The sequence below is a fragment of the Propioniciclava sinopodophylli genome (genome assembly GCF_004324755.1).
In the GTDB taxonomy this organism is placed as follows: Bacteria; Actinomycetota; Actinomycetes; order Propionibacteriales; family Propionibacteriaceae; genus Propioniciclava; species Propioniciclava sinopodophylli.
Genome location: NZ_SDMQ01000001.1, coordinates 1 through 20649 on the forward strand (window position 1 = coordinate 1; position 20649 = coordinate 20649).

Below are 20649 nucleotides of genomic sequence, written 5' to 3' on the forward strand. Positions count from 1 at the left end.
AACCGCAACGCCGGCACCAGACCGGCAGCAGACACCAGGTTCGGGTCATCGAACACGGGACGGATCGTGTGAGAGGCTTTCACTTACGAGGTGACCCTTCGACGCGGTGGACGGCGACTTCAGCAATCACCATCCTCCCTGCTCAGAACGGTCACCTCGCCCCATGCCACGCCCACACCCGCCACGACACCGGTGGATCAGGGCTGAAGCTCCGTAACGTGATGTGTATACCGTCGACGAGCCGCTCGCGTGTTAGGACTCCATCGTCGCCTATCGTGGCCTTATGAAGGACGCGTTGCTTCGCACACTGACCTCCGCCGCGGCTGGCCTGTTCGTGTACGTTCTGTCAGGACTCATCAGCGGACTGGACCAGTGGGGCAAAGCTGGCATCAGCGGCGCGGCATTCATCGTTGTGCTGATCGGCAGCATCCTGATCGGACGAGCTTCGCCCGACAAGGGCTCCCCGACAACTGGACCCAGATACTTCTCCGGCCTGCGTGGGAAGAACGTAACGATCAAGGGAGTGCGAGGACCAGCTCTTCTGGAATCGGGCGAATTCTTGAGTGACGTCCACGCAAAGCAATCCATAAACATCGATGATGTGGGATCTAGCAGTAACCCGCAGCAGCCATGAGGAACTCACATGACATCTTCAACTGGGCTAACGAGGGAGAAGCCATCCGCTCATTTCTAGTTGGAAATCACTCAGTTCTACACGTTTTCGCGGGACACTCCTCAAAGCCTGATCAGTTCTTGAATCTCGTGGAGCGCATTGCGCAGGAACTATGGGCAGAGGATCACCGGATCTGTCGCGTGGACCACCTCGCGATGCCAACCGCCACCCCTGTAGCCGTCCTGTCTCACATCGCGGAGTCGCTCGGACTTTCTGACATGAAGGAAAACAATGGCCGAGCAGTTGGCGGCAACTTCATGTCGGATCTCCGATCCCTTCGAGACATCACCATCTCAGGAAACCATATCACAATTGCATCGGGTGTCGATGTAGAAGTCTTGACCTTTTGGCTGCGCGCGTTCTGTCAAGCCGCGAAGGCCGGTCTGGACCTTTCCAAGAACGTCATTGTAGTTCAAGCTTGCGAAATCCTCACCGTCGAGGAGAAACGCGCCTTTGGCCGAAACGTTTGGGAATCGGCGCTCTGCCCCTTGCTGCCGGCCGGGTTGAAAGTAGTATTCTCGTTCAACCCAGATGATGCTAGAGAAGCGGATTGTCCTTGGCCACCCCCAAGGGATGCCGTCCTTCAGTTGCCCAGTTTTTTCGACGCTTCAATAGAGTTGGTTCAACAGATTGGCGAGTGGCTGATCGCCCATGGGCATGCGTCAACAGTTGAGACAGCACACGAATCGGCGAAAATGCTGGTCGCAAGTTCACGGACTGTCTCCGACCTATACGACAGGTTGGCCATGCTGGAAATCACTGGGCACGCAAGGGGCTCTGCGACATGACTTCTGTCCTTGATGAGCTTGCTGGCATTGACGAACTGGCACTGCTAGCAGCGGCCCCCAGCCTGACGGACGAGATGGCCTCCCGCGCATTCGCTGAGTTCCACTTTTCGCGCAAGATTATCGATGCCCTCAATAGCCTGGGGTTTATCGTTAGCGCCGGTTCAGAATTCCGCTTGAGTGAGGAACTTCGGGCAAAGATCATATCGCGCCAGTCCGGCGGGTCTCTGTGGAAGCAAGCCAATACTCACTTCTATGCTCGCGCGAGCGAAGCGCAGTATGGCGAGTCTCTTCCCGAGTATTTAGTCACGGGACCAGGCCTGGCGTACCATGGCCTCGAGGTAAACACGGAAATTGGCGAGCAGGCGTACCGCGACGTGGCTCACATCGACTCCCTCCGAGTGAGCCTTGAAGCACGGCGGCTGGGGTTCGAACAAGCTTCTCGAGGATTGATTCATTTTGAGAGCGTCGGCCTGCTGTTTCTTCAAGGAATGACAATCTATCGGCTAGGATCACGAACTGAAGCCATAGGGGTTCTTCGCAGGGTTGCGCACGCGCACGAGGATTCCCGGGAGGTCGCAGTTGCTCAACATCTCGTAGGATATTGGGATTGCATGAGTCGTGGCGGTATTGGAGGTACGAAATCAGCGCAAGAGCTTCTTAGAGCAAGCCATAAGAGCGCAGCAAAAAGACAGGACCAATGGCACCTCGCCCATGTGAAGCACAGCATGGCGTTATGCATGCTCAAGTCCAAACCACAGGAACGCCGCGGTCCTATTCAGCTGCTTCGGGCAAGCCTGGAGTTAACCCGTGAAATCGGGGACCGCTTCGGGGAGGCCAAGGTGCTTCACAGCCTCGGGCAAGCGTTGGCTCGTGATCCAGGATCGAAGAAGGAGGCCCGACTTCTGATGAACCAAAGTCTCTCCTTGGGCGTTGAACTGGGGTATATCCGGCATCAGGCCCTAGTGCTTCAGTCACTCGTCAAAATTGAAGATCGGCCCGCGCGTCGCGCTGACTTGGAGAGGCGATTGCGGCGCCTGGAAGCGTCTCTGCCCATCCGGGAGGGGGCTTGCTAGCGTTCGCGCCTACGCCATCGTTCAGACCTCACTTGTCGCTGCTCTGGCGGGGCGCGAGGACCGCACCGCAGCGAAGCGAGGAGCGGACCGCAGAGGCCGCGCCGGCGCAGCCGGCGCCTTGATCTCGTAGAGGCAGATTCACCAGAGGTCCGGTTTCACTGGTGTCTCTGCCGCCACACGAACTCGCCGGTAGCTAGGCGTCGCGCCGTGGAGCTGTCGTGGTCACCGGCCAGATGATGGAGCTGTCGTGGTCACCGGCCAGATGAAGGCAACTCGGGTGGCACTGCCGCAGCGCGGTGGCCAGTATCCTGCTGAAGTGTCTACACACGTTGTGACCGACGACCTGCCGGACGAGCTTGCTGATCGCCTCCGCGTGGAGCGGCGTGTGGCGGTCGACACCGAGACGACGGGGCTGAACTGGCGTGAAGACACCTTGGAGCTCTGCCAGATCTACTCCCCCGGCACCGGCGCCATCCTGGTCCGAAGGTCGTGGCGACGCCCAACTAACCTCTTGGATCTGCTCGAGGACTCCCGCGTGACCAAAGTGCTGCACTACGCGCCGTTCGATCTGCGGTTCCTAGAGTCGACGTGGGGTGTGCGTTCGGAGTCAGTCTTCTGCACCAAGGCCGCCTCCAAGCTGCTAGATCCGCTCCTCCCCCCGGCGGAACACAGCCTGAGTGCGCTCCTAGCCCGCCACTTCGGCATTCGGCTGGACAAGGGCGCAGTCCGGGTGAGCAACTGGGCAGCCCCCGACCTCACGCTCGACCAGATAGCCTACGCGGCTGCCGACGTGTCCTCTCTGCTGATGCTGGCGGACAGCCAAGAGGCGCGGCTACGGGAACGGGGTCTGGCAGGAGATTTCGCAGCGATCTGCACCTACATGCCCTTGGACGCGCACCTAGAGATAAGCGGCATCCCGAACCCGCTGGCGTACTAGCTGGCCAAAGCCTGCCAGCGACCCTCACGATCGAACGCGAAGCCACTCGGGACCGGCACGTTCAAGTCGAGGACGAGGCGCAGGTGGAATGGAGCGTTGGGGCTGCCAATCCGATGGACCGTCGCGTGACAGGGTGCGTTCTGAACAAGCTGTCGCACGCCGGATGACAAGACACGGGGCACCCATCCGACCGGAACTCCGCTTGCAGTAACGAGAACCGCGTTTGGATCCTCGGGGTTACGCAGCTCAGGCTCAAGCAGCACCCCGTCACCGACGCGAAGGCCCCTCAGTGCTTCTTCCTGTTCCTGGCGCGTGACTCGGATGGAGCGTCCCGGCAGAACCCGTTCGTCTTCGGGGATGTGACTGACGCCGTTCGCCAGGAATCGTGCCTGGGCCCGGCCGCAAGTCACCCTCGGTATCGGCATGAACTGCAGAGTGTCACCAGCTCGGTCCCCACCCGACTCGACGATCTGCTCCCATGGGGTAGCCAGCGCGGTAGTCAACCCGAGCGTGTCCATGTACTGGGCATAGTCCGGCCGCTCAGGCGACATAACTCGCTGGCTAAAGACCGCCGGGATCTGACGACTCTCGTAGCGCCGGTGGAGATCAGTCATGCCCGGGAGAGGCCGAAATCCGTTCACCTCAGCTGCGGCTCGGGTGTATGAGAACGCGAACGCCCCGCCTTCGCGGATGAAGCGGCCAATGGGGACGATCTCACGCGTCACTGGATGTTGCCAGAGCACGAGCAGGTCGTTGACGTCGTGCTGAGGAGTGGACGTACCCCTGTCAAGCACCGCCGTTGATCGCATCTCGGAGCCTCCTTAAGTTGACATCGAGAACCCTGCTTGCGAACGTAGCTGCCGTCTCCGACATTCCGGACACCCCAGTCGCCAACACGCCGTGCAGTTCGCTCAGATCCAGACTGGCCAGCTGCGCATGCCACCATTGTGCGGCCTCGGGCGTGCACAACCTAACGGCCGCCGCCGCATGGTCGACCAATGTGGGCGCCGGGGGGGCGTGTTCGAAGCGATGCGCTGTGCCCTTGGCCGCCCAAGCCTCTAGACCCGCCGGCTCACGCAGCAGCGTCTCCCTGCCCTCTTCCCGCAGATTGTATCCGAGGCTTCCACCATGGTCATACGAGGGGGCCAGCCTCTCGGGCTGATCTGTGAGCCGTGGCCGCAGGACGGCCCAGTTCTGTTCGTGCCTGTCGCGATTAGCTACGAGCGCATCCAGGATCAGGAAGCCTGCGAAGACGTCGAAGCCGGTGCACCCGACCGGCCCGTCGAAGGAGGGTGGCGGATGAACGTCACGCAGCACCTGGTTGATGTTGGACAAGTTGTGTCCAGGACGCCGTACATGGGGCCGGCGGGGATCGCGGGCCTTGTTGTTGTCCGTTTGCCGGATGTACCCGGGCACACATGCTGCCTCAAGAACGACTCCTCCTTCGTTTAGGTCGCAACCCGCCGGAACGACTGATCGGGACAAGGAGCCTGGCACTCCGTTCCGTATACAGAGTCGCGTCTCCGCGCACGGGACCCTGAGCGCCATGGAAGCCTGGGTGGTTACGACCTCGGCCCAGTCCTCACCTTGAGCAACCCCGTTGGAAGGCACGTGGACGCTCTTGTGGAGCCACAGCTGTCCGGTATCGGGCGCCTTCAGCCAGACGACTTGGTTGGTGCCCGTTGTCTCCACGTGGCGTACGGGCCAACGGGACACGTCGATGCGTTCTGTAGCCCAGCGGGGGGTGCGCGGGTCCACCGTTCACACCCCGTCTGCCATGACCTCGGCCTGTTGGAGGATGAGTTGCGTGGCCGTGGGTTCCTGGTCGGGTGGGTACCCGTGGATGAGCAGTAGTCGCTTGATGCGCGTCCTGAGCTTGGCGCGCACGGTCTCTTTGACCTGCCAGTCGGTCTTGGCGTCATTGCGGACGATCTCGGTGAGTTCGTGGGCGATGGCCTTGAGCTTGTCGTCCTGCATGGCCGAACGTGCCGACTCGTTGCTTCCAAGGGCGTCGTAAAAGGCGAGCTCGTTCTCGGTGAGCCCAGTCTCCTCCCCTCGCTTGCGCTGGGCCCGGATCGCCTTGGCGATCTCGACGATTTCAGCGATGACCTGGGCTGCGTCGATGGTCCGGTTCTGGTACCGGTTCAGGGCTTCGGCGAGCATCGCGGAGAACTTGCGGCCGGCGACGATGTTGCGTTGGCCGATGACCTTGACCTCGTTCGAGATCAGTCGGCGGACGGCTTCGAGCTGCAGGTTCTGGTTGTCGGAGGCCTCGAACTTCTTGCGGAACTCATCATCGATGACAGAGAGGTCGGGCTTGTCCAGGCCTGCCTCGGCGAAGATGTCGATGACCCCACCGCCGGCCATGTGTTCGCTGACGATCTGCCGCACCGCGGTGTCGAGGGCGGGCTCACCGGTCGGCGTCCGGTCGATGGTCTCGATCTTCGCGATGGACTGGCGCACGGCGTCGAAGAACGCCACGTCATCCCTGATCGCCGTTGCCTCCGCCGACGTCGGCACCAGGGCGAACAGGCGCTTCAGGCGTCCGGTGTGCGCCATGAACCGCTTCTTCAGCGACGGCACCTCCGAGGTGTTCATGTCGAACTCGCCGACGCTCACGTCGCTGGCGGACCAGTCCTGGCCACGCTCCGACTCCAACAGGTGGTCGACGGCATGCGTCACGGCGTACACGAACGCCTTCGCATCACCCGACCCCAGCACGGTGACCCAGTCGATGCCGTGCAGCAGGTCACTGACGATGGAGTGCTCGGCGAGCATTTCGGGGATCGCGGCCTGCCGGACGTCCTCGCCGATGGCCCGGTCCTGCTTGTCACGGTCGGTGTAGGTCGCAAGTGCGTCCTTGAGGTTCTCGGCGATCCCGATGTAGTCGACGATCAGCCCGGAGGGCTTGTCCTTGAACGTGCGGTTCACCCGCGTGATCGCCTGCATCAGCCCGGCGCTGCGCATCGGCTTGTCGACGTACATGGTGTGCATCGGCGGGGAGTCGAAGCCGGTCAGCCACATGTCCCGCACGATCACCAACTCCAGGACATCCGACGTGTTCGACGCCCGCGCCTTCATCGCCCGACGTTCCTGCTTGTTCCGGACGTGCGGCTGGTAGGAGACTGGGTCGGTGGCGTTGCCCGTGATCACGACCTTCACGACACCCTCGTCATCGTTATCACTGTGCCACTCCGGTCGCAGGGCGATCATCGCCGCGTACAGGTCGACGGCGATCCGCCGCGACATCGTGACGATCATGCCCTTGCCGGCCAGAACGTCGCGGCGGGCCTCCCAGTGCTCGATGATGTCAGCGGCCAACTGCTTGACCCGCTCCTCGGAGCCGACGATCGCCTCGACCTTCGTCCACTTCGACTTCAACCGTTCGCTGATCTCGGTCTCGGAGCCGGTGGTCGCGTCCTCGAACTCGTCATCGATCTGCTCGCGCGCGTCGCCGGGCAGCTCCACCTTGGCCAGGCGGGGCTCGTAGAACACTTTGACGGTGACGCCGTCCTCGATGGCCTGAGTCATGTCGTAAACATCGATGTACTCGCCGAAGATCTCCGCGGTCGAGCGGTCCTTCTCATCGATCGGCGTGCCTGTGAACCCAATGAAGGACGCCTCGGGCAGGGCGTCACGGACGTTACGCGCGAACCCGTCGATCACGTCGTAGTTGGACCGGTGCGCCTCATCGACCATCACCACGATGTTTGACCGGGCCGACAGCAGCGGGAACCTCCGGCCGGCGTCGCGGTCCTCCTTCGACAAGCCGAACTTCTGCAACGTGGTGAAGACGATGCCACCCGACTCGCGTCCCGCCAGCAATTCCTTCAAGTGGGCGCGGGTCTCGGCCTGAACCGGCGGCTCCGGCAAGGGCGATCCGGCCTTGGCGGGGGCGAACGTCTCATCAAACAGTTGTTCGTCGAGGTCGTTGCGGTCAGTGACCACCACCACCGTCGGGTTCGACATGCCCGGATGGCGCATGATCTTGCCGGCGTAGTACGCCATCTCCAGCGACTTTCCCGACCCCTGGGTGTGCCACACCACCCCGATCCGGCCGTCGGTCTCCATCGATTCCAACGTCTGGTCAACCGCCTTGTTGACCGCCCAGTACTGGTGATACTTCGCGACCGCCTTGCGCGTGTCCGCACCGTCGCCGAACGTCGCCACGAAGTGCCGGCACAGGTCGAAGAACACATCGAGCCGGAACATGCCCCGGGTCAGGACCTCGATCGCCGGGATCCGATGTCCGTCGACATCTTTCGGGTCACGCCGCGCCCCATCGATGGTCTTCCAAGCAGCCCAGTGGTTCCACGGCGCCGAGAACGATCCTGCACGCGCGTCCAACCCGTCGGACACGACCGCGATCTGGTTCCACTTGAACACCTCCGGGATCTGCGACCGGTAGGTCTGCAACTGCCGGAACGCACCATCCACACGCGCGTACGACTTACCCGGCCGCTTGATCTCGAAGATCGCCAGCGGCAGACCGTTGACGAACAAGACGATGTCCGGGCGGCGCGTGCGCTTGGGGCCCTCGATACTGAACTGGTTCACCGCCACCAGGTCGTTGTTCTCTGGGTCATCCCAATCGACCAGCCAAGCCCGATCTGACCTCAGACGGCCGGCGTCGTCGCGGTATTCGACCGGCACCCCTTGGACCAAGTGGCGGTAGGCGTTCCAGTTCTCGGACTCGATCAAAGGTGACTCCGTCCGCCGCACAGTCGCCACCACATCCGCCACCGCCTCCGCAGGAAGCTGCGGATTCAGCTGGCGGACACCATCCGTCAGACGACCTGCCAGTACAGCCTCCCGGTAGTCAGCCCGCTCCGCTTCGTGCTCGCCCGGTGCGACGTGCGGGCCGTGCACGTGGGTCCAGCCCAACTCGGTCAGGATCTCGAGCACCCAGCGCTCCAGCGCATCTTCGGTCAGACCGTTCGCACCTGACATCACGCCACCTCGAAGTCCTCGGACACCCTGACCCGGCCCGACATCAGCAACGGCAACAATTCATCGCGGGCCCTAACCAGGTCCTCCGACTCACGCGTCAACTCGAGGATCGAGTCGTCCAGAACCGCCAGAGTGGACTCAACGTCGTCACACTCCACCCAAGGCACCATCAGGTTCTCCATGCCAGCCCTGTTGACGGAGGCGAACACGGTGCCCGTTCCTTGGTGCATGTCCCACAGTTGGCTATCCACCAGGAGTGCCTGGAGCAGAGTCGCCGGGCGTCCGACCGCACGCAGGGCGCCCACGCCACGGCCAAGAGCGGTGTCCTCGGTCGCGACGTTCACCTCACCAACGGGCGCTCGCACAGAAACCAAGATGTCGCCCGCTCCCGCCATACGCGAAGGCTGGGATGTCCAGACCCGGCGCCCCGGGAAGCGCCATCCGAAGTCGCGAGTCCCTTGGTAGAAGACAGTGCCCTCACCTGACTCGTTATAGGTATCACCGGGAGGAGATTGCCCCATCGTGATCGCAGCAACGTCTACCAGGCGCTCTCGTTGTTCGCCGTCCCAGTGTCGAGCGAAGATCGCCAGCTGAAGGTTCGCCGTGTACCGATTGACATCTCGATTGACCTCGATCAGGTCGTCCAAGGCACCCAAGAGGGCGCCGATCCGCCGCTGGTCTTCCACCGGGGGCAGGTCGACCGGCAGCGATGCGAGAATGCTGGTGTTGAGGTTCAGCATTGTGGCACCTACCGCGTGGCGGTATAGCCACTCGTGCGTCCAAGGAGTTGAAAGCCAATAGGCCAGCCAGCGGTGGTCCGCGCCAGAGCCAGGCCGAACCAAGAGGCATCCCGTGCCGCAAAGCCACCCCGCCTCGCGCTGGGTGATCCGGGCGCAACGGGTGATGTCGCCCCGACGTGAGTAGACGATGTCACCGACCTTCATTCTATGACGAGACAGCCTTACGGCATCCGCTTCGGTGATCCGGGCAATCCCAGACTCTTCAATGCGTCCTGACGCGATGTTCGCCGGCATCACCACCGGGACGCCGGCAGCCACATAGTCCTCGGCATGCAACTGGCTCCCAAACGGGCCAGTCTGGATGACCCCATCCGCACAGACCTGCCCGAGTGTTACGGATGTCCAATCAGCCATCCGTGCCACTCACCAACGCGCCCAGCGCCGTCGTCACCCGTCGTTGAAGCAGTTCTCGCCTCGCGAACCCCTCTCGGATCTGGGTTGCGAGTCGGGACACCTTCTCGTCCAGTGGCTCGCTGTCGTCTTCCGCCTCCGCGCTGCCCACATAGCGTCCAGGCGTGAGGACGTAGTCGTGGCCGGCGATGTCAGCGGCTCTGGTCGCCCTGCAGAATGCGGGCTGGTCGACGTAAGTCGTGCTGGTCGAAGTTCCGCGCCAGGCGTGGTAGGTGTCCGCGATCCGCAGGATGTCGTCCTGGCTGAAGGCACGGAGAGTGCGCCCTTCCATGTGGCCAATCTGCCGGGCGTCGATGAAGAGAGCCTCGCCGCGCCGGTCGCGGCTGGCGGGCAGTCCGTTGGCGTGCCCGATCTTGTTCTTGGTGAGGAACCACAGGCAGACAGGGATTTGCGTGCCGTAGAAGAGTTGAGGTGGTAGTGCGACGATGCACTCGACGACGTCCGCCTCGACCATGGCCCTGCGGATCTCGCCCTCGCCGTTCTGTTGCGACGACAGGGAACCGTTCGCGAGGACAGTCCCGACGGTGCCAGTGGGTGCGCAGTGATGGAGGAAGTGCTGCAGCCAGGCGTAGTTCGCGTTCTGCGGCGGCGGCGTCCCGTACTTCCACCGCACATCGCCCTTGAGGCGTTCCCCAGCCCAGTTGCTGTCATTGAACGGCGGGTTCGCGATCACGAAGTCTGCGCGCAGGTCAGGGTGAGCATCAGCGTGGAATGAGTCGGCCCACTCCGGTCCGAGGTTGCCATCGATACCGCGAACGGCGAGGTTCATCTTCGCCAGCCGCCAGGTGGTGGGGTTGGACTCCTGCCCAAACACAGAGATGTCGTTGCGACTACCGCCGTGGGCGGCGACGAACTTGTCGGCCTGGACGAACATGCCACCCGACCCACAGGCGGGGTCGAGGACGCGGCCGTGGTAGGGCTGGAGCATCTCGACCAGGAGTTGAACGATGGTGCGAGGCGTGTAGAACTCGCCGGCCTTCTTGCCTTCCTTAGAGGCGAATTGTCCCAGGAAGTACTCGTACACCCGGCCCAGCACGTCGAGGTCCTTGAACTCTTCCGACGCGAGGTCTTGGCGGGAGAACGTGTCGATCAAGCCGCCGATGGCCTCGGCGGACAGTTCACGCTGGGTGTAGTTCTTCGGTAGGACGCCGCGGAGGCTCGGGTTGTCGCGTTCGATGGCTTCCATGGCGGCGTCGACGCGCTTGCCGATGTCGGGCTGCTTGGCGGCGTTGCGCAGGTCCTGCCAGCGGTGGCCTTGCGGGATCCAGAAGACGCCTTCGGCGGTGTACTCGTCGCGGTCCTCCAGCACAGACTGCTTCGCGGCCTCGCTCGGCATGAAGTACTCCGAGGTGGGATCGCTGACGAGCCGCCGGAGTTGGTCGTGCCGGACCATGAACGTGTCCGAGACGTACTTGAGGAAGATGAGGCCCAGCACGACGTGCTTGTAAACGGCGGAGTCCATCTTCCCGCGTAGCTCGTCTGCGGCGTCCCATAGAGTCGCCTCCAGGCTCTTGGATGATTGCGCCGCCTTCTTCGCCACTCTTCTCCGCCTCCAGCACCACTCCGCAACGAATGTCTCTGTCGAACAATAGGCCGTGAGCACGCTCGGAGTCGTGTTCTCCGGTCCGGACCTGGTTCGGCAGGGGCTGGCTGAGGGTTCGGTGAAGCGGTACCGCGCGAGCCTGTCGTCCTTCTTCGGTTGGTGCGTGCGCGAGAAGTACGTCCTCGTCAATCCGGTCTCCTCGACCAGGGCTCCACGCTCCTCGGACGAACCGACCGAGATGCTGCCGTTGGCGGAGGAGGAGCTCGAGGTGGTCTGGGAGCGGTGGGCGGCCAGGAACCGACGCCTGGCCGACATCATGCTGCTGCTCGGCTGGACCGGCCTGCGGTGGGCCGAGGCTCGCGCGGTCAGGGTTGGCGATGTGATGCAGGTGCCGACACCGGGGCTGGTCATCAGCCGTTCCAACCCTGAGGGGGTCGGGCTCAAGTCGACCAAGGGACGGCGTAGCCGGCTCGTCCCCCTGGCCGATCGGGTGCTGGACATCGTGGCCGAGCTGAGCAAGGACAAGGCGGCGACCGACCTGCTGTGCACCACCGACACCGGGAGCCCACTGCACCGCTCAGCCGTGGTGCGCACGCTTGCCTGGGAGGCCACTGCTGCTGGCCGCCGTATCCACGACCTGCGCCACACGGCTGCCTGCCTGTGGTTGGCCCGCGGGGTGGACCCGGGGACCGTTCAGGCGTGGCTGGGGCACGAGTCGATTGCGACCACCAACCGGTATCTGCACTACCTCGGCACCGGGGCCCATCGGGCCGGTCTGGAGCGCCTCAACGCGCCGCGGGGCAATGCGGGGGCAATGGGGACAAGCGAAACGGACACCCAATAATGAGTGTCCGTCCTTGTGGAGCTAAGGGGATTCGAACCCCTGACCTTCTCATTGCGAACGAGACGCGCTACCAACTGCGCCATAGCCCCATGCCCGAGAGCGAGGACGAGCATACCACCGCCCCGGCGACCCCAGAAATCAAGAAGATCACCCCGGGGGGAGGATGTATCAGCCCGTCCCCCTGTCCGCTCCTTTCGGCATGGTGTTGGATCTGATCATGCACGGGCAGCCTCCCGCCGATGCGTCGGCGTCCCTGTGGGATCGCGCGGCCGAGGCGCACGCCCGGTGGCGGGCTGGCGACCGTCTCGCCCTCGACGACCTCGTGCGCACCTTGACCCCCGCGCTGTGGCACACGGCGCGCAGCTACGGCTTGTCGGAGGACGCCGCGAAGGACGTCCTGCAGAACGCTTGGGTCCGCCTGGTCCGCGACCCCGGGCAGGTGCGGGATTCCCAGGCCGTCGCCGGCTGGCTGCTCACGACGACCCGCCGTCTCGCGTGGGCGTCCACCCGTGCCCGCGAGGTGCCGGTCGAGGAGGTCGCCCCCACCGCACCCGACAGCTCCCCCACCCCCGAGGAAGCCGCCATCGCCGGGTTCGAGGCGTCCCGCCTCTGGGGGGCGGTCAACTCGCTCAACGCCCGCTGCCAGCGGCTGTTGCGCATCGTCGCGTTCGCCGAACGCCCCGACTACGCCGCCCTGTCGGCCGACACCGGCATGCCGGTCGGCAGCATCGGCCCCACCCGGCGCCGCTGCCTCGACAAGCTGCGCCTCCTGCTCGAAGGGGAACTCGCATGACCCAGCAGCCCACCCACGACGCGCTCGTCGACGCCGTCCGCGCCGCGTGGCAGCGTTGGGACCCGCCGCCACCCGACCTGGCCGACACCATCCTCGTCGGGCTGGCGATGACCGACCTGGACGCCGACTACGAGCTGCTCACCCTGGTCAGTCGGCACGACCACCTCGCCGGGACGCGCGCCACGCCCGCCGACACGCAGCGCGTGCTCATCGAGTTCCGCTCCGGTGAGCTGACGGTGCTGGTCCGGGTCAGCCAGGACCAGCCCGCCGGCGCCCACCGCCTCGACGGGTGGGTCACCCCCGCGACGGGTGGCGAGGTCACCGTGGTGCAGGGCGACCGGTCCACCACGGTCGACCTCGACACGAACGGTCGCTTCGCCGTCCCGGGCACCGGCCCGGGGCTCACCCAACTCATCGTCCGGCCGGCGACGCACGCCGAGGCGTCCGACTTCCGCACGACCCTGTTCGAGATCTGACCCCAGGAGGCCCCCATGAAGCCCGACCGCGAGCACCCCGAACCCGACCCCTACGACCGTGAACCCCGGCTCCCGTCCGCGCGCGTGCTGCGACGCCTGCGCGCCCGCGTCCTCGATCCGCTGCGGGACGTGGTCCTGGCCGGGCAGGACGTCCGGCCCACGGCGTACGTACCCGGCTCGGTCCTCGTCGGCCAGCACGACGACTCCCAGATCGACGCGCTGAGGAAGGTGGCGGCCGAGCTGGGGTGGCGCCTGACCACCTCGCCCGATCAGGTGCACCAGACCCGTCCGTGGCGGCGCACCATCGCCCTGCAGATCGAGCCGCGGGAGGGCATGGTCGCCAGCGCGCCGGACGCGTGGGCCCTGCTTCAGCACCTGCGCCTGCTGGACTCCGACCTCGCCCAGCGCGCGTGCCTGAACCACGTGCTCACCCTGTCCCCCTACACCGAGTCGGCCCCGTACACCGAGTCCGCCCCGTACACCGAGTCGGCCCCGTACACCGAGTCCGCACCCGTCGCCGGGTACGGTGTCCCCGGCCGCGGCGGACGCCAGCCGGTCGCCTTCGTCGGCCGCCCACCCGTGCGCCGACCCGACGTGAAGCGTCGTCCCGTTGTGGCGATCCTGGACTCGGGCTGCGGGGAGCACCCCTGGCTCGGCACGCAGGCCCCGATCCCGCCCGACCCGGTGGTGCGCACCGATGTCAGGATCGACGGGGGCCTGCTGGGGCTCGAACCGAACTCCGGCCCCGAGTTCCTCCCCGACACGGTCGGCCCACTCGACGGGATCCTCGACGCGTATGCCGGGCACGGCACGTTCAGCGCCGGACTGGTCCACCAGGCCGCCCCCGACGCCGACGTCGTGAGCTGGCGCATCCTCCCCGCCGAGGGTGCGATGGTCGAGCAGGACCTCCTCGACGCCCTCGACGACCTCGCCGAACTGGTCCGCCGCGCGCGCACGGGCGACCCCGACGGCCTGGACGTCGACATCGTGAGCCTGTCCGTCGGCTACTACCACGAGCTGCCCGACGACCCGAAGTTCGACCTCCCCCTGTGGGAGTCGCTGCAGGCCCTGCTCAAGCTCGGGGTCGTGGTGGTCTGCGCGGCCGGCAACGACGCGACCTCGCGCCCGCGGTTCCCGGCAGCGTTCGGCCCGTGGGACGACGGCAGGGGCCCCATCACCTGGGACGCCTCCCTCGCCCCGCTGGTCAGCGCCGGCGCCCTCAACCCCAACGGGACCTGCGACGCCCTGTTCAGCAACGTCGGGCCATGGGTCCGGGCCCACGTCCACGGCGCGGCGCTCGTCAGCACCATGCCGACGACCTTCCAGGGCGGGCTGCAGGCCACGGCGGCCACCCAAGCCTTCGGACGCCCGCGGGCCACCATCGACCCCGACGACTACTCCTCCGGCTTCGGCGTCTGGAGTGGCACCTCGTTCGCCGCGCCCCTGCTGGCGGGGCAGCTCGCCGCCGCGCTGATGGAGGCCGACCGCGCATCCGCGGATCCGGTCGAACGCGCCCGCACCCTGGTGGCCGAGACCACGGGAGTGGTGCCAGAGTAGGGGCGTGCTCGACGCCGCCGCGTTGCAGGTCCGCGCCCGGGCGGCCACGAACGCCGGCCGCCACGTGCAGGCCGCTGCCCTCGCCCGGCGCGGCCTCACCCGCGACCCCGACGCGGTCCAGCGGGCGCGGCTGCTGGCCACGCTGGCCTACGCCGAGTCCGAGCTCGGCCACCTCGACCTCGCCGAGACGCTGTGCTCCGAGGCGCTCGAGCTGGCTGGGGTCGACGACACGACGCGGGGGACGGTCCACGGGCAGCGGGCCGTGGTGCTGCTGCGCCGCGGCCACCGCGACCGGGCCCTGGCCGACTTCGGCGCGGCGATCCGCTCCCTGACCGGCGACCCGGCGAGCCTGGGTCGGCAGCTGCTCAACCGCGGCAACCTGCACCTGGAGGCCGGCGACGCCCGCCGCGCGCTCGCCGACTTCGAGCGTGCGGTCACCGAGTCCGACGCGGGCGGCCTGCCCGGGCAGGGCGCGAAGGCCCGCCACAACGCGGGCTACGCGGCGTTCCTGCTCGGGGACCACGTGCGCGCCCTGACGAGCATGGACGCCGTCGCCCAGGAGCTGGCCAGCTCCGCCACCTCCCGCGCCATCGGGCTGCAGGACCGCGCCGAGGTGCTCGCCGCGGCCGGGCTCCGCGGCGACGCGATCGCCGACCTGCGCCAGGCCATCACGCTGTTCCGCGCCGGGCGGGCGCGGCGGGCCGAGGCCGCCGCCGAACTGGCGCTCGCCCGCACGCTCGTCGTCGCCGACCCCCGCACCGCCCTCGCGCTGGCCCGGCGGGCGTCGGCCCGCTTCGCCACCATGGGGGCCGAGCTGTCCCGCCTGCGCGCCGACGCCCTCGTCGCCGCCGCGGCCCGCTCGGCCCGCCTGCGCACCGTGCCCGACATCGCCCCCCTGGTCTCGGCCCTGCGCGAGCGCGGGCTCCACGACGACGCGGGCAGCCTGGCGATCGCCGAGTGCTCCTGGCTGCTGGCGCGCGGCCGGCTCGACGCGGCCGCGGCCGTGCGGCTGCCCCGGTCGAGCCGACGGCGTCCGGACGCCTGGGCGGCCTACGTCACCGCCGAACGCCAGGCCGCGCTCGGCCGTCGCGCTGCCGCCCTCGCCACCGTGCGCCGGGCCCTCGACGAGTCGCACGCGGTGCGGTCGGGGCTGGGCAGCCTCGAGTTGCAGGCCTCCTCGACCGACGCCGCCGCCCACCTCGGACGCCTCGGGCTCGCCCTGGCCCTCCGCCGCGGCGACCCCGGCCTCGTCCTGGAGTGGTCGGAGCGCACCCGGGCAGCCTCCTCGCGCATCGTCGCCGTCCGGCCGCCCGCCGACGCGCAGCAGGCCGACGACCTCACCGAACTGCGAACCCTGCAGGCCTTCGGCCGCGACACCGCCCGGCAGGACGACCTGCGCCGCCGCATCCGCGAGCGCGCCTGGCAGGTGGCCGGCTCCCACGCGGCCCAACCCGTGTGCCGGCTCGAGGACCTGCAGCGCGGCCTGGGCTCCCAGGCTGCCACCCTGGTCGCCCTGCTGGCCGACGACACGACGCTGACCGCGCTGGTCGTGCACCCCGATGGGGCCACCCTGGTCCCCCTGGGCGCGCGCCCACCCGTGGACGACCTGCTCGCCGGCCTGCCCGCCGACCTCGACGTCGCCGCGACCGACCTCCCCGCCGCCATCGCGTCCCGGGTCCGCGCCGGGCTGGCCGACCGGCTGGCCCGCCTGGACGCCGTGCTGCTCGCCCCCCTGGCCCCCCACCTCGCGGGCCGGCGGGTGGTGCTCACACCGTCGGGTCCGTTCGCGCGCGTGCCGTGGCCCCTGCTGCCGACGCTCGCGGGGCGTCCCGTGACGGTCGCCCGCTCGGCCACCGCCTGGCTGTCGACCCCCGCCGCCGCCCCCGCCCCGACCCGCGCCCTGTTCGTGGCCGGGCCGGGCCTGGCCCGCGCCGAGGACGAACTGGCCGCCTGCGCGCGACACTGGACGGAGCCGACCACGCTGGTGGGCGACGGGGCCACAGTGGGCGCGACCGCGCGGGCCGCGGCGCACGCCGACGTGGTCCACCTCGCCGCCCACGGTCGCCACGAACCCCAGAACCCTCTGTTCAGCCACGTGCAACTGGCCGACGGCCCGGCCTACGGCTACGAGCTGGACCGGGTGCGCCCCATGCCGGCGGTGATGGTGCTGTCGGCGTGCGAGGTGGGCGGCCACACGGCCAGCGACGACCCGCTCGGGCTGGCGACCGCGCTGCTGCACGCGGGCGCCCGCACCATCCTGGCGTCCCCGGCCGCCCTGTCCGACGACGCCGCGGCGGCGGTCATGCCCGAACTCCACGGGCGGCTGGCCGCCGGGGAGGCCGCGTGGGACGCCCTCGCCACCACCCTCGCCGCCCACGGCCCCGCAGCTCCCCCCCTGGTCTGTTTCGGCGCCGGTTGGTGACAGGGCGCGTGTATCACGACGCCGACGGCCCGCCTCCTGAGGACACCAGCGCGCCCCCGGCCGCACCCCGTGGCCCCCCGCTGGACCTACCAAGGAGAAGACATGGCCAAGGACTTCGACCTCGCCGCCGTGAAGGCGGACATCGAGGCGTCCCCCTTCGACTGGACGGCCGGCGAGACCGCCCTCACCCGCATGACGGAGGCCGAGCGCGACCACCGGCTCGGCGTCCCGCTGCCCTCGAAAGCCGAGGTCGCCCGCCTGGAGAAGGCCGGTGCCAAGATCGAACGGGCCGCACTCGCGGCGTCCGCCGACGACGGCGTCGCACTGCCGGCCGCGTTCAACCTGAACAACGTGGGCGGCGTCAGCTACGTCGCGGGCGTCCGCAACCAGCTCGGCTGTGGATCCTGCGTGGCGTTCGGCTCGGTCGCAGCGCTGGAGGGCACCGCCCGCTGGACGCGCCGGATGCCGAACCTCGACGTCGACCTCTCCGAGGCCCACCTGTTCTACGGCTGGGGCGCCTCCGTGGGCCGCACCTGCGACAACGGCTGGTTCCCCGAGCCCGCGCTGGGCTTCTGCACCAACCGCGGCGTCACCTTCGAGAACGAGTGGCCCTACTCCGACGGCAACTCCAACGGGCGCTCCCTGCCCGCGTCCTGGGAGAGCCACCGGGCCAAGTCGGTCGGCGTGGTCACCCTGACCAACAACGTCGCCGGCATCAAGCAGCACCTCAACGACTACGGCCCCGTCGCCGCCTGCTTCATCGTGTACGCCGACTTCTTCGCCTACCGCGGCGGCGTCTACCGGCGCACCAGCAACGACCAGCGCGGTGGCCACTGCGTCGCGATCGTCGGCTACGACGACGCGCAGTCCGCCTGGATCTGCAAGAACAGCTGGGGCACCGGCTTCGGCGAGGGCGGCTTCTTCCGCATCGGTTATGGCCAGTGCGGCATCGAGACGTGGCAGGTCGTCGGGGTCCGCGGGGTCAACCTGCGCACCTGGACCGGCAACAAGGCCGTCGTCGGGCTCTACGCCTCGGGCCACGACCGCAACGCGTGGGCCTACCTGGCCGACCACGGCTGGCTCCGGATCGGCGGCACCACTCAGGTCGCCCACACCACGATGCTCACCCAGGTCGCGGCCAGCAAGACCCGCAACCGTCCGGTCAACACCTACTGCGACGACGGCCTCGTCACCACCCTCTACGCACTCTGACCACCCGACCCACCCGACCCACCCGAGGAGACACCATGACCATCCTGCTGAACGCGCCCGAACAGGGCGGCGCCCCCATCCTGACCGATGGCGACCTCGCCGCCCTGCTGGGCCAGACCACGGACGCCGCCGGTGAGGCCCCCGTCCCCACCATGCAGCCGCCGACGGCCGCCGACGGCGTCACCGCGTCGATCAGCGGCAAGGTCGTCGACGCGCTGTACAGCGACGGCGCCAACCGCAACGCCTGGCTCGCGATCCGCGACGTCGGCTGGCGGAAGGTCTCGCAGACCTCCGACTCCGGCGCGATGGCGATCTCGATCATCGCCGGCGTCGCCATGCAGACCGGCCGCGCACCGGGACTGGAGGACGACGCGGCCCAGCTCATCCAGTCGATCGTGCTGTGGTGAGATGACCCTGCACCGCCTGACGGAGGAGGTCACCGGCCCGGTACTCGCCCGGGTCGGTGACCTCCTCGAGGTGCACGTCGTCGAGAACGCCGGCACAGGCCACCTCTGGGAGGTCGCGCGCATGCCGGCCGGAATGGTCGAGGTCGACGCGGAGTCCCTGACCGGGTCGGCGGCGCCGGGGGCCGCGTCCCTGCGCGTGTTCACCGTGCGCGCGGACGCCGCGGGCCGCGGTCAGCTCCGCCTGGAGCTGCGGCGGCCGTGGGAGGACGAGCCGCTGCGCGCGGTCACCTGGGCGGTGACCGTCGCGGACTGAGTCACTCGCCGACGGCGCGGGGGCGGTCCTGTTCGGTCGCCGTGGCCGACTCGTGCGGCAGATCGGCCGTGACGGGCACCCCGGTCAGTGCCGGGATCGGGGCCGTCAGGTCGATGGTGCGCACGGTGCGCGGCGTCAGCGGGCGGCTCACGTAGGTGGGCGCCGTGATGGGGATCGGGTCCCACAGCGTGCCGGTGCTCTCGACCGGCGCGGTCAGTTCGATGGAGAGCTCGGCCTCCTCCTCGACCTCGTCGAGGACGGCGATCGGGACGGTGTGCTCGTCCACGGTGTCCCCGCCGCGGATCAGTCGGGCGCGGGCGTCCAGCCCCTTGCGCATGGCGCGGACGGAGAAGCGGGCGATGCCCAGGAACACGACGATCAGGCCGAGCGGGGCGGTGATCGTCCACCAGGAGATCAGGCCGAAGCCGGCGAAGGCGCCCACGATGCAGACGACGACGGCCAGGAACGCGAGCACGATGCGGCGCCGGCGGGCGGCCTCGCGGTCGATGTCGGCCAGTTCGCGCAGGGCGGCCCGACGGTTCAGGGGGGTCGAGACGACGGCAGTACCGTTCTCCGCGGAATCCAGCGGGGTGCCCCGGCGCACGATGGTCACGGAGGCGGAGAAGGGCTCCCCGGGCTCGATCTCGTCCATCAGCCCGTTCTCGTTGCGGTTGAGCACCAGGGGGACCAGGTAGACCAACCAGAACGCCGCGAGGGCGCCGAAGATCAGACCTGTGTAGCTCATGCCGTCGACCCTAGGACGCCGCCACGCGAGGGCCCCGGCGGACGCGCCGCCGACGGCCTAGAACAAGGTGCAATCAGAGCTAGGACGAGTCCTCGCCGGTCGTTGCACGAGTCCTCGGCGGGGGGAGGCGGCCGATGAGGCCCTCGGGCCCGACCTCCTCGGCGTGCAAGGCGAACATCAGGTGGTCGCGCCAGGCGCCGTCGACGTGCATGTAGGCGGGGCGGGTGCCCTCGAAGCGGAAGCCGAGCTTCTCCACCACGCGCAGCGACTTGGTGTTCTCCGGCCGGATGGCGACTTCGAGCCGGTGCAGCCCCATCGGGCCGAACATGTGGTCGGCGGCCAGAGCGAGCGCGGTGGGCGCGATCCCGCGCCCGGCCAGGTCACGGTCGACCCAGTAGCCCGCCATCCCCCAGCGCGCCGAACCCCACACGATGCCGGAGATCGTCATCTGGCCGGCCAGCACGGGCCTGCCGCCGGGTTCGGTCCAGGTGATCAGCCACGGCAGCGAACGGCCGGCACGGGCGTCCGCGTTGAAGCGCGAGACCATCTGCTCGAAGGTGAAGTCGTCCTCGGCGGCGTCGCTGGGGCGCGTGCCGTCCCAGGGGGTCGTCCAGCCGCCGTTGCGTCCGCGCGCCTCGAACCAGGCGCGGGCGTCCCGTCGACGGATCGGGCGCAGGCCGACCGGCCCGTGCGCCAGGCTCACGG

Annotated in this window: 19 protein-coding genes and 1 tRNA gene; 12 read left to right on the top strand and 8 right to left on the bottom strand. The window is 67.9% G+C overall.

Annotation, left to right across the window (positions count from 1 at the left end; translation table 11 throughout):
• Window positions 1-283 precede the first annotated feature (283 nt).
• The 4 genes from ET989_RS00005 to ET989_RS00020 all read left to right on the top strand — a co-directional run bounded on the left by ET989_RS00005 (window position 284) and on the right by ET989_RS00020 (window position 3471).
• Window positions 284-634, top strand: coding sequence for a hypothetical protein (locus tag ET989_RS00005; protein ID WP_131166519.1), 351 nt, complete (start codon window positions 284-286; stop codon window positions 632-634).
• Between the two features lie 179 nt (window positions 635-813).
• Complete coding sequence (locus ET989_RS00010; protein ID WP_131166520.1) at window positions 814-1461, top strand: hypothetical protein; 648 nt, start codon at window positions 814-816, stop codon at window positions 1459-1461.
• Window positions 1458-2534 carry a hypothetical protein gene (locus tag ET989_RS00015; protein ID WP_131166521.1) on the top strand — a complete coding sequence of 359 codons (1077 nt, stop codon included), beginning with the start codon at window positions 1458-1460 and terminating at the stop codon, window positions 2532-2534. The genes ET989_RS00010 and ET989_RS00015 overlap by 4 nt, the downstream gene beginning before the upstream one ends.
• Window positions 2535-2865: 331 nt before the next feature.
• Window positions 2866-3471 (top strand): 3'-5' exonuclease family protein, encoded by a 606-nt coding sequence (locus tag ET989_RS00020; RefSeq protein WP_165489951.1) that lies wholly within the window; start codon window positions 2866-2868, stop codon window positions 3469-3471.
• Here the strand turns inward: ET989_RS00020 and ET989_RS15910 are convergent.
• The 5 genes from ET989_RS15910 to ET989_RS00040 all read right to left on the bottom strand — a co-directional run bounded on the left by ET989_RS15910 (window position 3468) and on the right by ET989_RS00040 (window position 11172).
• Window positions 3468-4280, bottom strand: coding sequence for an HIRAN domain-containing protein (locus ET989_RS15910; protein WP_421958200.1), 813 nt, complete (start codon window positions 4278-4280; stop codon window positions 3468-3470). The two genes, ET989_RS00020 and ET989_RS15910, sit on opposite strands and share 4 nt — an antisense overlap.
• A complete protein-coding gene (locus tag ET989_RS00025; protein WP_131166523.1) occupies window positions 4258-4806 on the bottom strand; it encodes a hypothetical protein in 549 nt (182 codons plus the stop codon). Before ET989_RS00025 ends, ET989_RS15910 begins: the two co-directional genes overlap by 23 nt.
• 426 nt (window positions 4807-5232) lie before the next feature.
• A complete protein-coding gene (locus tag ET989_RS00030) occupies window positions 5233-8421 on the bottom strand; it encodes a type I restriction endonuclease subunit R (protein WP_131166524.1) in 3189 nt (1062 codons plus the stop codon).
• On the bottom strand, window positions 8421-9575 hold the full coding sequence (locus ET989_RS00035; RefSeq protein ID WP_131166525.1) for a restriction endonuclease subunit S: 1155 nt from the start codon (window positions 9573-9575) through the stop codon (window positions 8421-8423). Before ET989_RS00035 ends, ET989_RS00030 begins: the two co-directional genes overlap by 1 nt.
• Window positions 9568-11172 (bottom strand): class I SAM-dependent DNA methyltransferase, encoded by a 1605-nt coding sequence (locus ET989_RS00040; RefSeq protein ID WP_241656147.1) that lies wholly within the window; start codon window positions 11170-11172, stop codon window positions 9568-9570. Before ET989_RS00040 ends, ET989_RS00035 begins: the two co-directional genes overlap by 8 nt.
• A gap of 55 nt (window positions 11173-11227) precedes the next feature.
• Between ET989_RS00040 and ET989_RS00045 the strand changes: the two genes are divergently transcribed.
• Entirely contained in the window at window positions 11228-12019 is a 792-nt protein-coding gene (locus tag ET989_RS00045) for a tyrosine-type recombinase/integrase (protein WP_131166526.1), read from the top strand.
• 16 nt (window positions 12020-12035) lie between these two features.
• Here ET989_RS00045 and ET989_RS00050 read toward each other — a convergent pair.
• Window positions 12036-12108 (bottom strand) — tRNA-Ala (locus tag ET989_RS00050).
• A gap of 128 nt (window positions 12109-12236) precedes the next feature.
• Here ET989_RS00050 and ET989_RS00055 point away from each other — a divergent pair.
• The 7 genes from ET989_RS00055 (at window position 12237) to ET989_RS14695 (ending at window position 19199) form a co-directional block, all read left to right on the top strand.
• Window positions 12237-12812: an RNA polymerase sigma factor gene (locus ET989_RS00055; RefSeq protein WP_131166527.1), complete on the top strand. Its 576-nt coding sequence runs from the start codon at window positions 12237-12239 to the stop codon at window positions 12810-12812.
• Window positions 12809-13288, top strand: coding sequence for a hypothetical protein (locus ET989_RS00060; protein WP_131166528.1), 480 nt, complete (start codon window positions 12809-12811; stop codon window positions 13286-13288). Before ET989_RS00055 ends, ET989_RS00060 begins: the two co-directional genes overlap by 4 nt.
• 15 nt (window positions 13289-13303) lie before the next feature.
• Window positions 13304-14845, top strand: coding sequence for a S8/S53 family peptidase (locus ET989_RS00065; protein ID WP_131166529.1), 1542 nt, complete (start codon window positions 13304-13306; stop codon window positions 14843-14845).
• Between the two features lie 4 nt (window positions 14846-14849).
• Window positions 14850-17267 carry a CHAT domain-containing protein gene (locus ET989_RS00070; RefSeq protein ID WP_131166530.1) on the top strand — a complete coding sequence of 806 codons (2418 nt, stop codon included), beginning with the start codon at window positions 14850-14852 and terminating at the stop codon, window positions 17265-17267.
• Window positions 17268-17369: 102 nt separating this feature from the next.
• Window positions 17370-18479: a C1 family peptidase gene (locus ET989_RS00075; RefSeq protein WP_131166531.1), complete on the top strand. Its 1110-nt coding sequence runs from the start codon at window positions 17370-17372 to the stop codon at window positions 18477-18479.
• Window positions 18480-18514: 35 nt separating this feature from the next.
• Window positions 18515-18886 (top strand): hypothetical protein, encoded by a 372-nt coding sequence (locus ET989_RS14690; protein WP_165489952.1) that lies wholly within the window; start codon window positions 18515-18517, stop codon window positions 18884-18886.
• A gap of 1 nt (window position 18887) precedes the next feature.
• Entirely contained in the window at window positions 18888-19199 is a 312-nt protein-coding gene (locus tag ET989_RS14695; RefSeq protein WP_165489953.1) for a protease inhibitor I42 family protein, read from the top strand.
• 1 nt (window position 19200) lies between these two features.
• Here the strand turns inward: ET989_RS14695 and ET989_RS00085 are convergent, their stop codons facing one another.
• Both ET989_RS00085 and ET989_RS00090 read right to left on the bottom strand, forming a co-directional pair.
• On the bottom strand, window positions 19201-19944 hold the full coding sequence (locus ET989_RS00085) for a hypothetical protein (RefSeq protein WP_131166533.1): 744 nt from the start codon (window positions 19942-19944) through the stop codon (window positions 19201-19203).
• A gap of 79 nt (window positions 19945-20023) precedes the next feature.
• Window positions 20024-20647: a GNAT family N-acetyltransferase gene (locus tag ET989_RS00090; protein ID WP_206662154.1), complete on the bottom strand. Its 624-nt coding sequence runs from the start codon at window positions 20645-20647 to the stop codon at window positions 20024-20026.
• Window positions 20648-20649 lie beyond the last annotated feature (2 nt).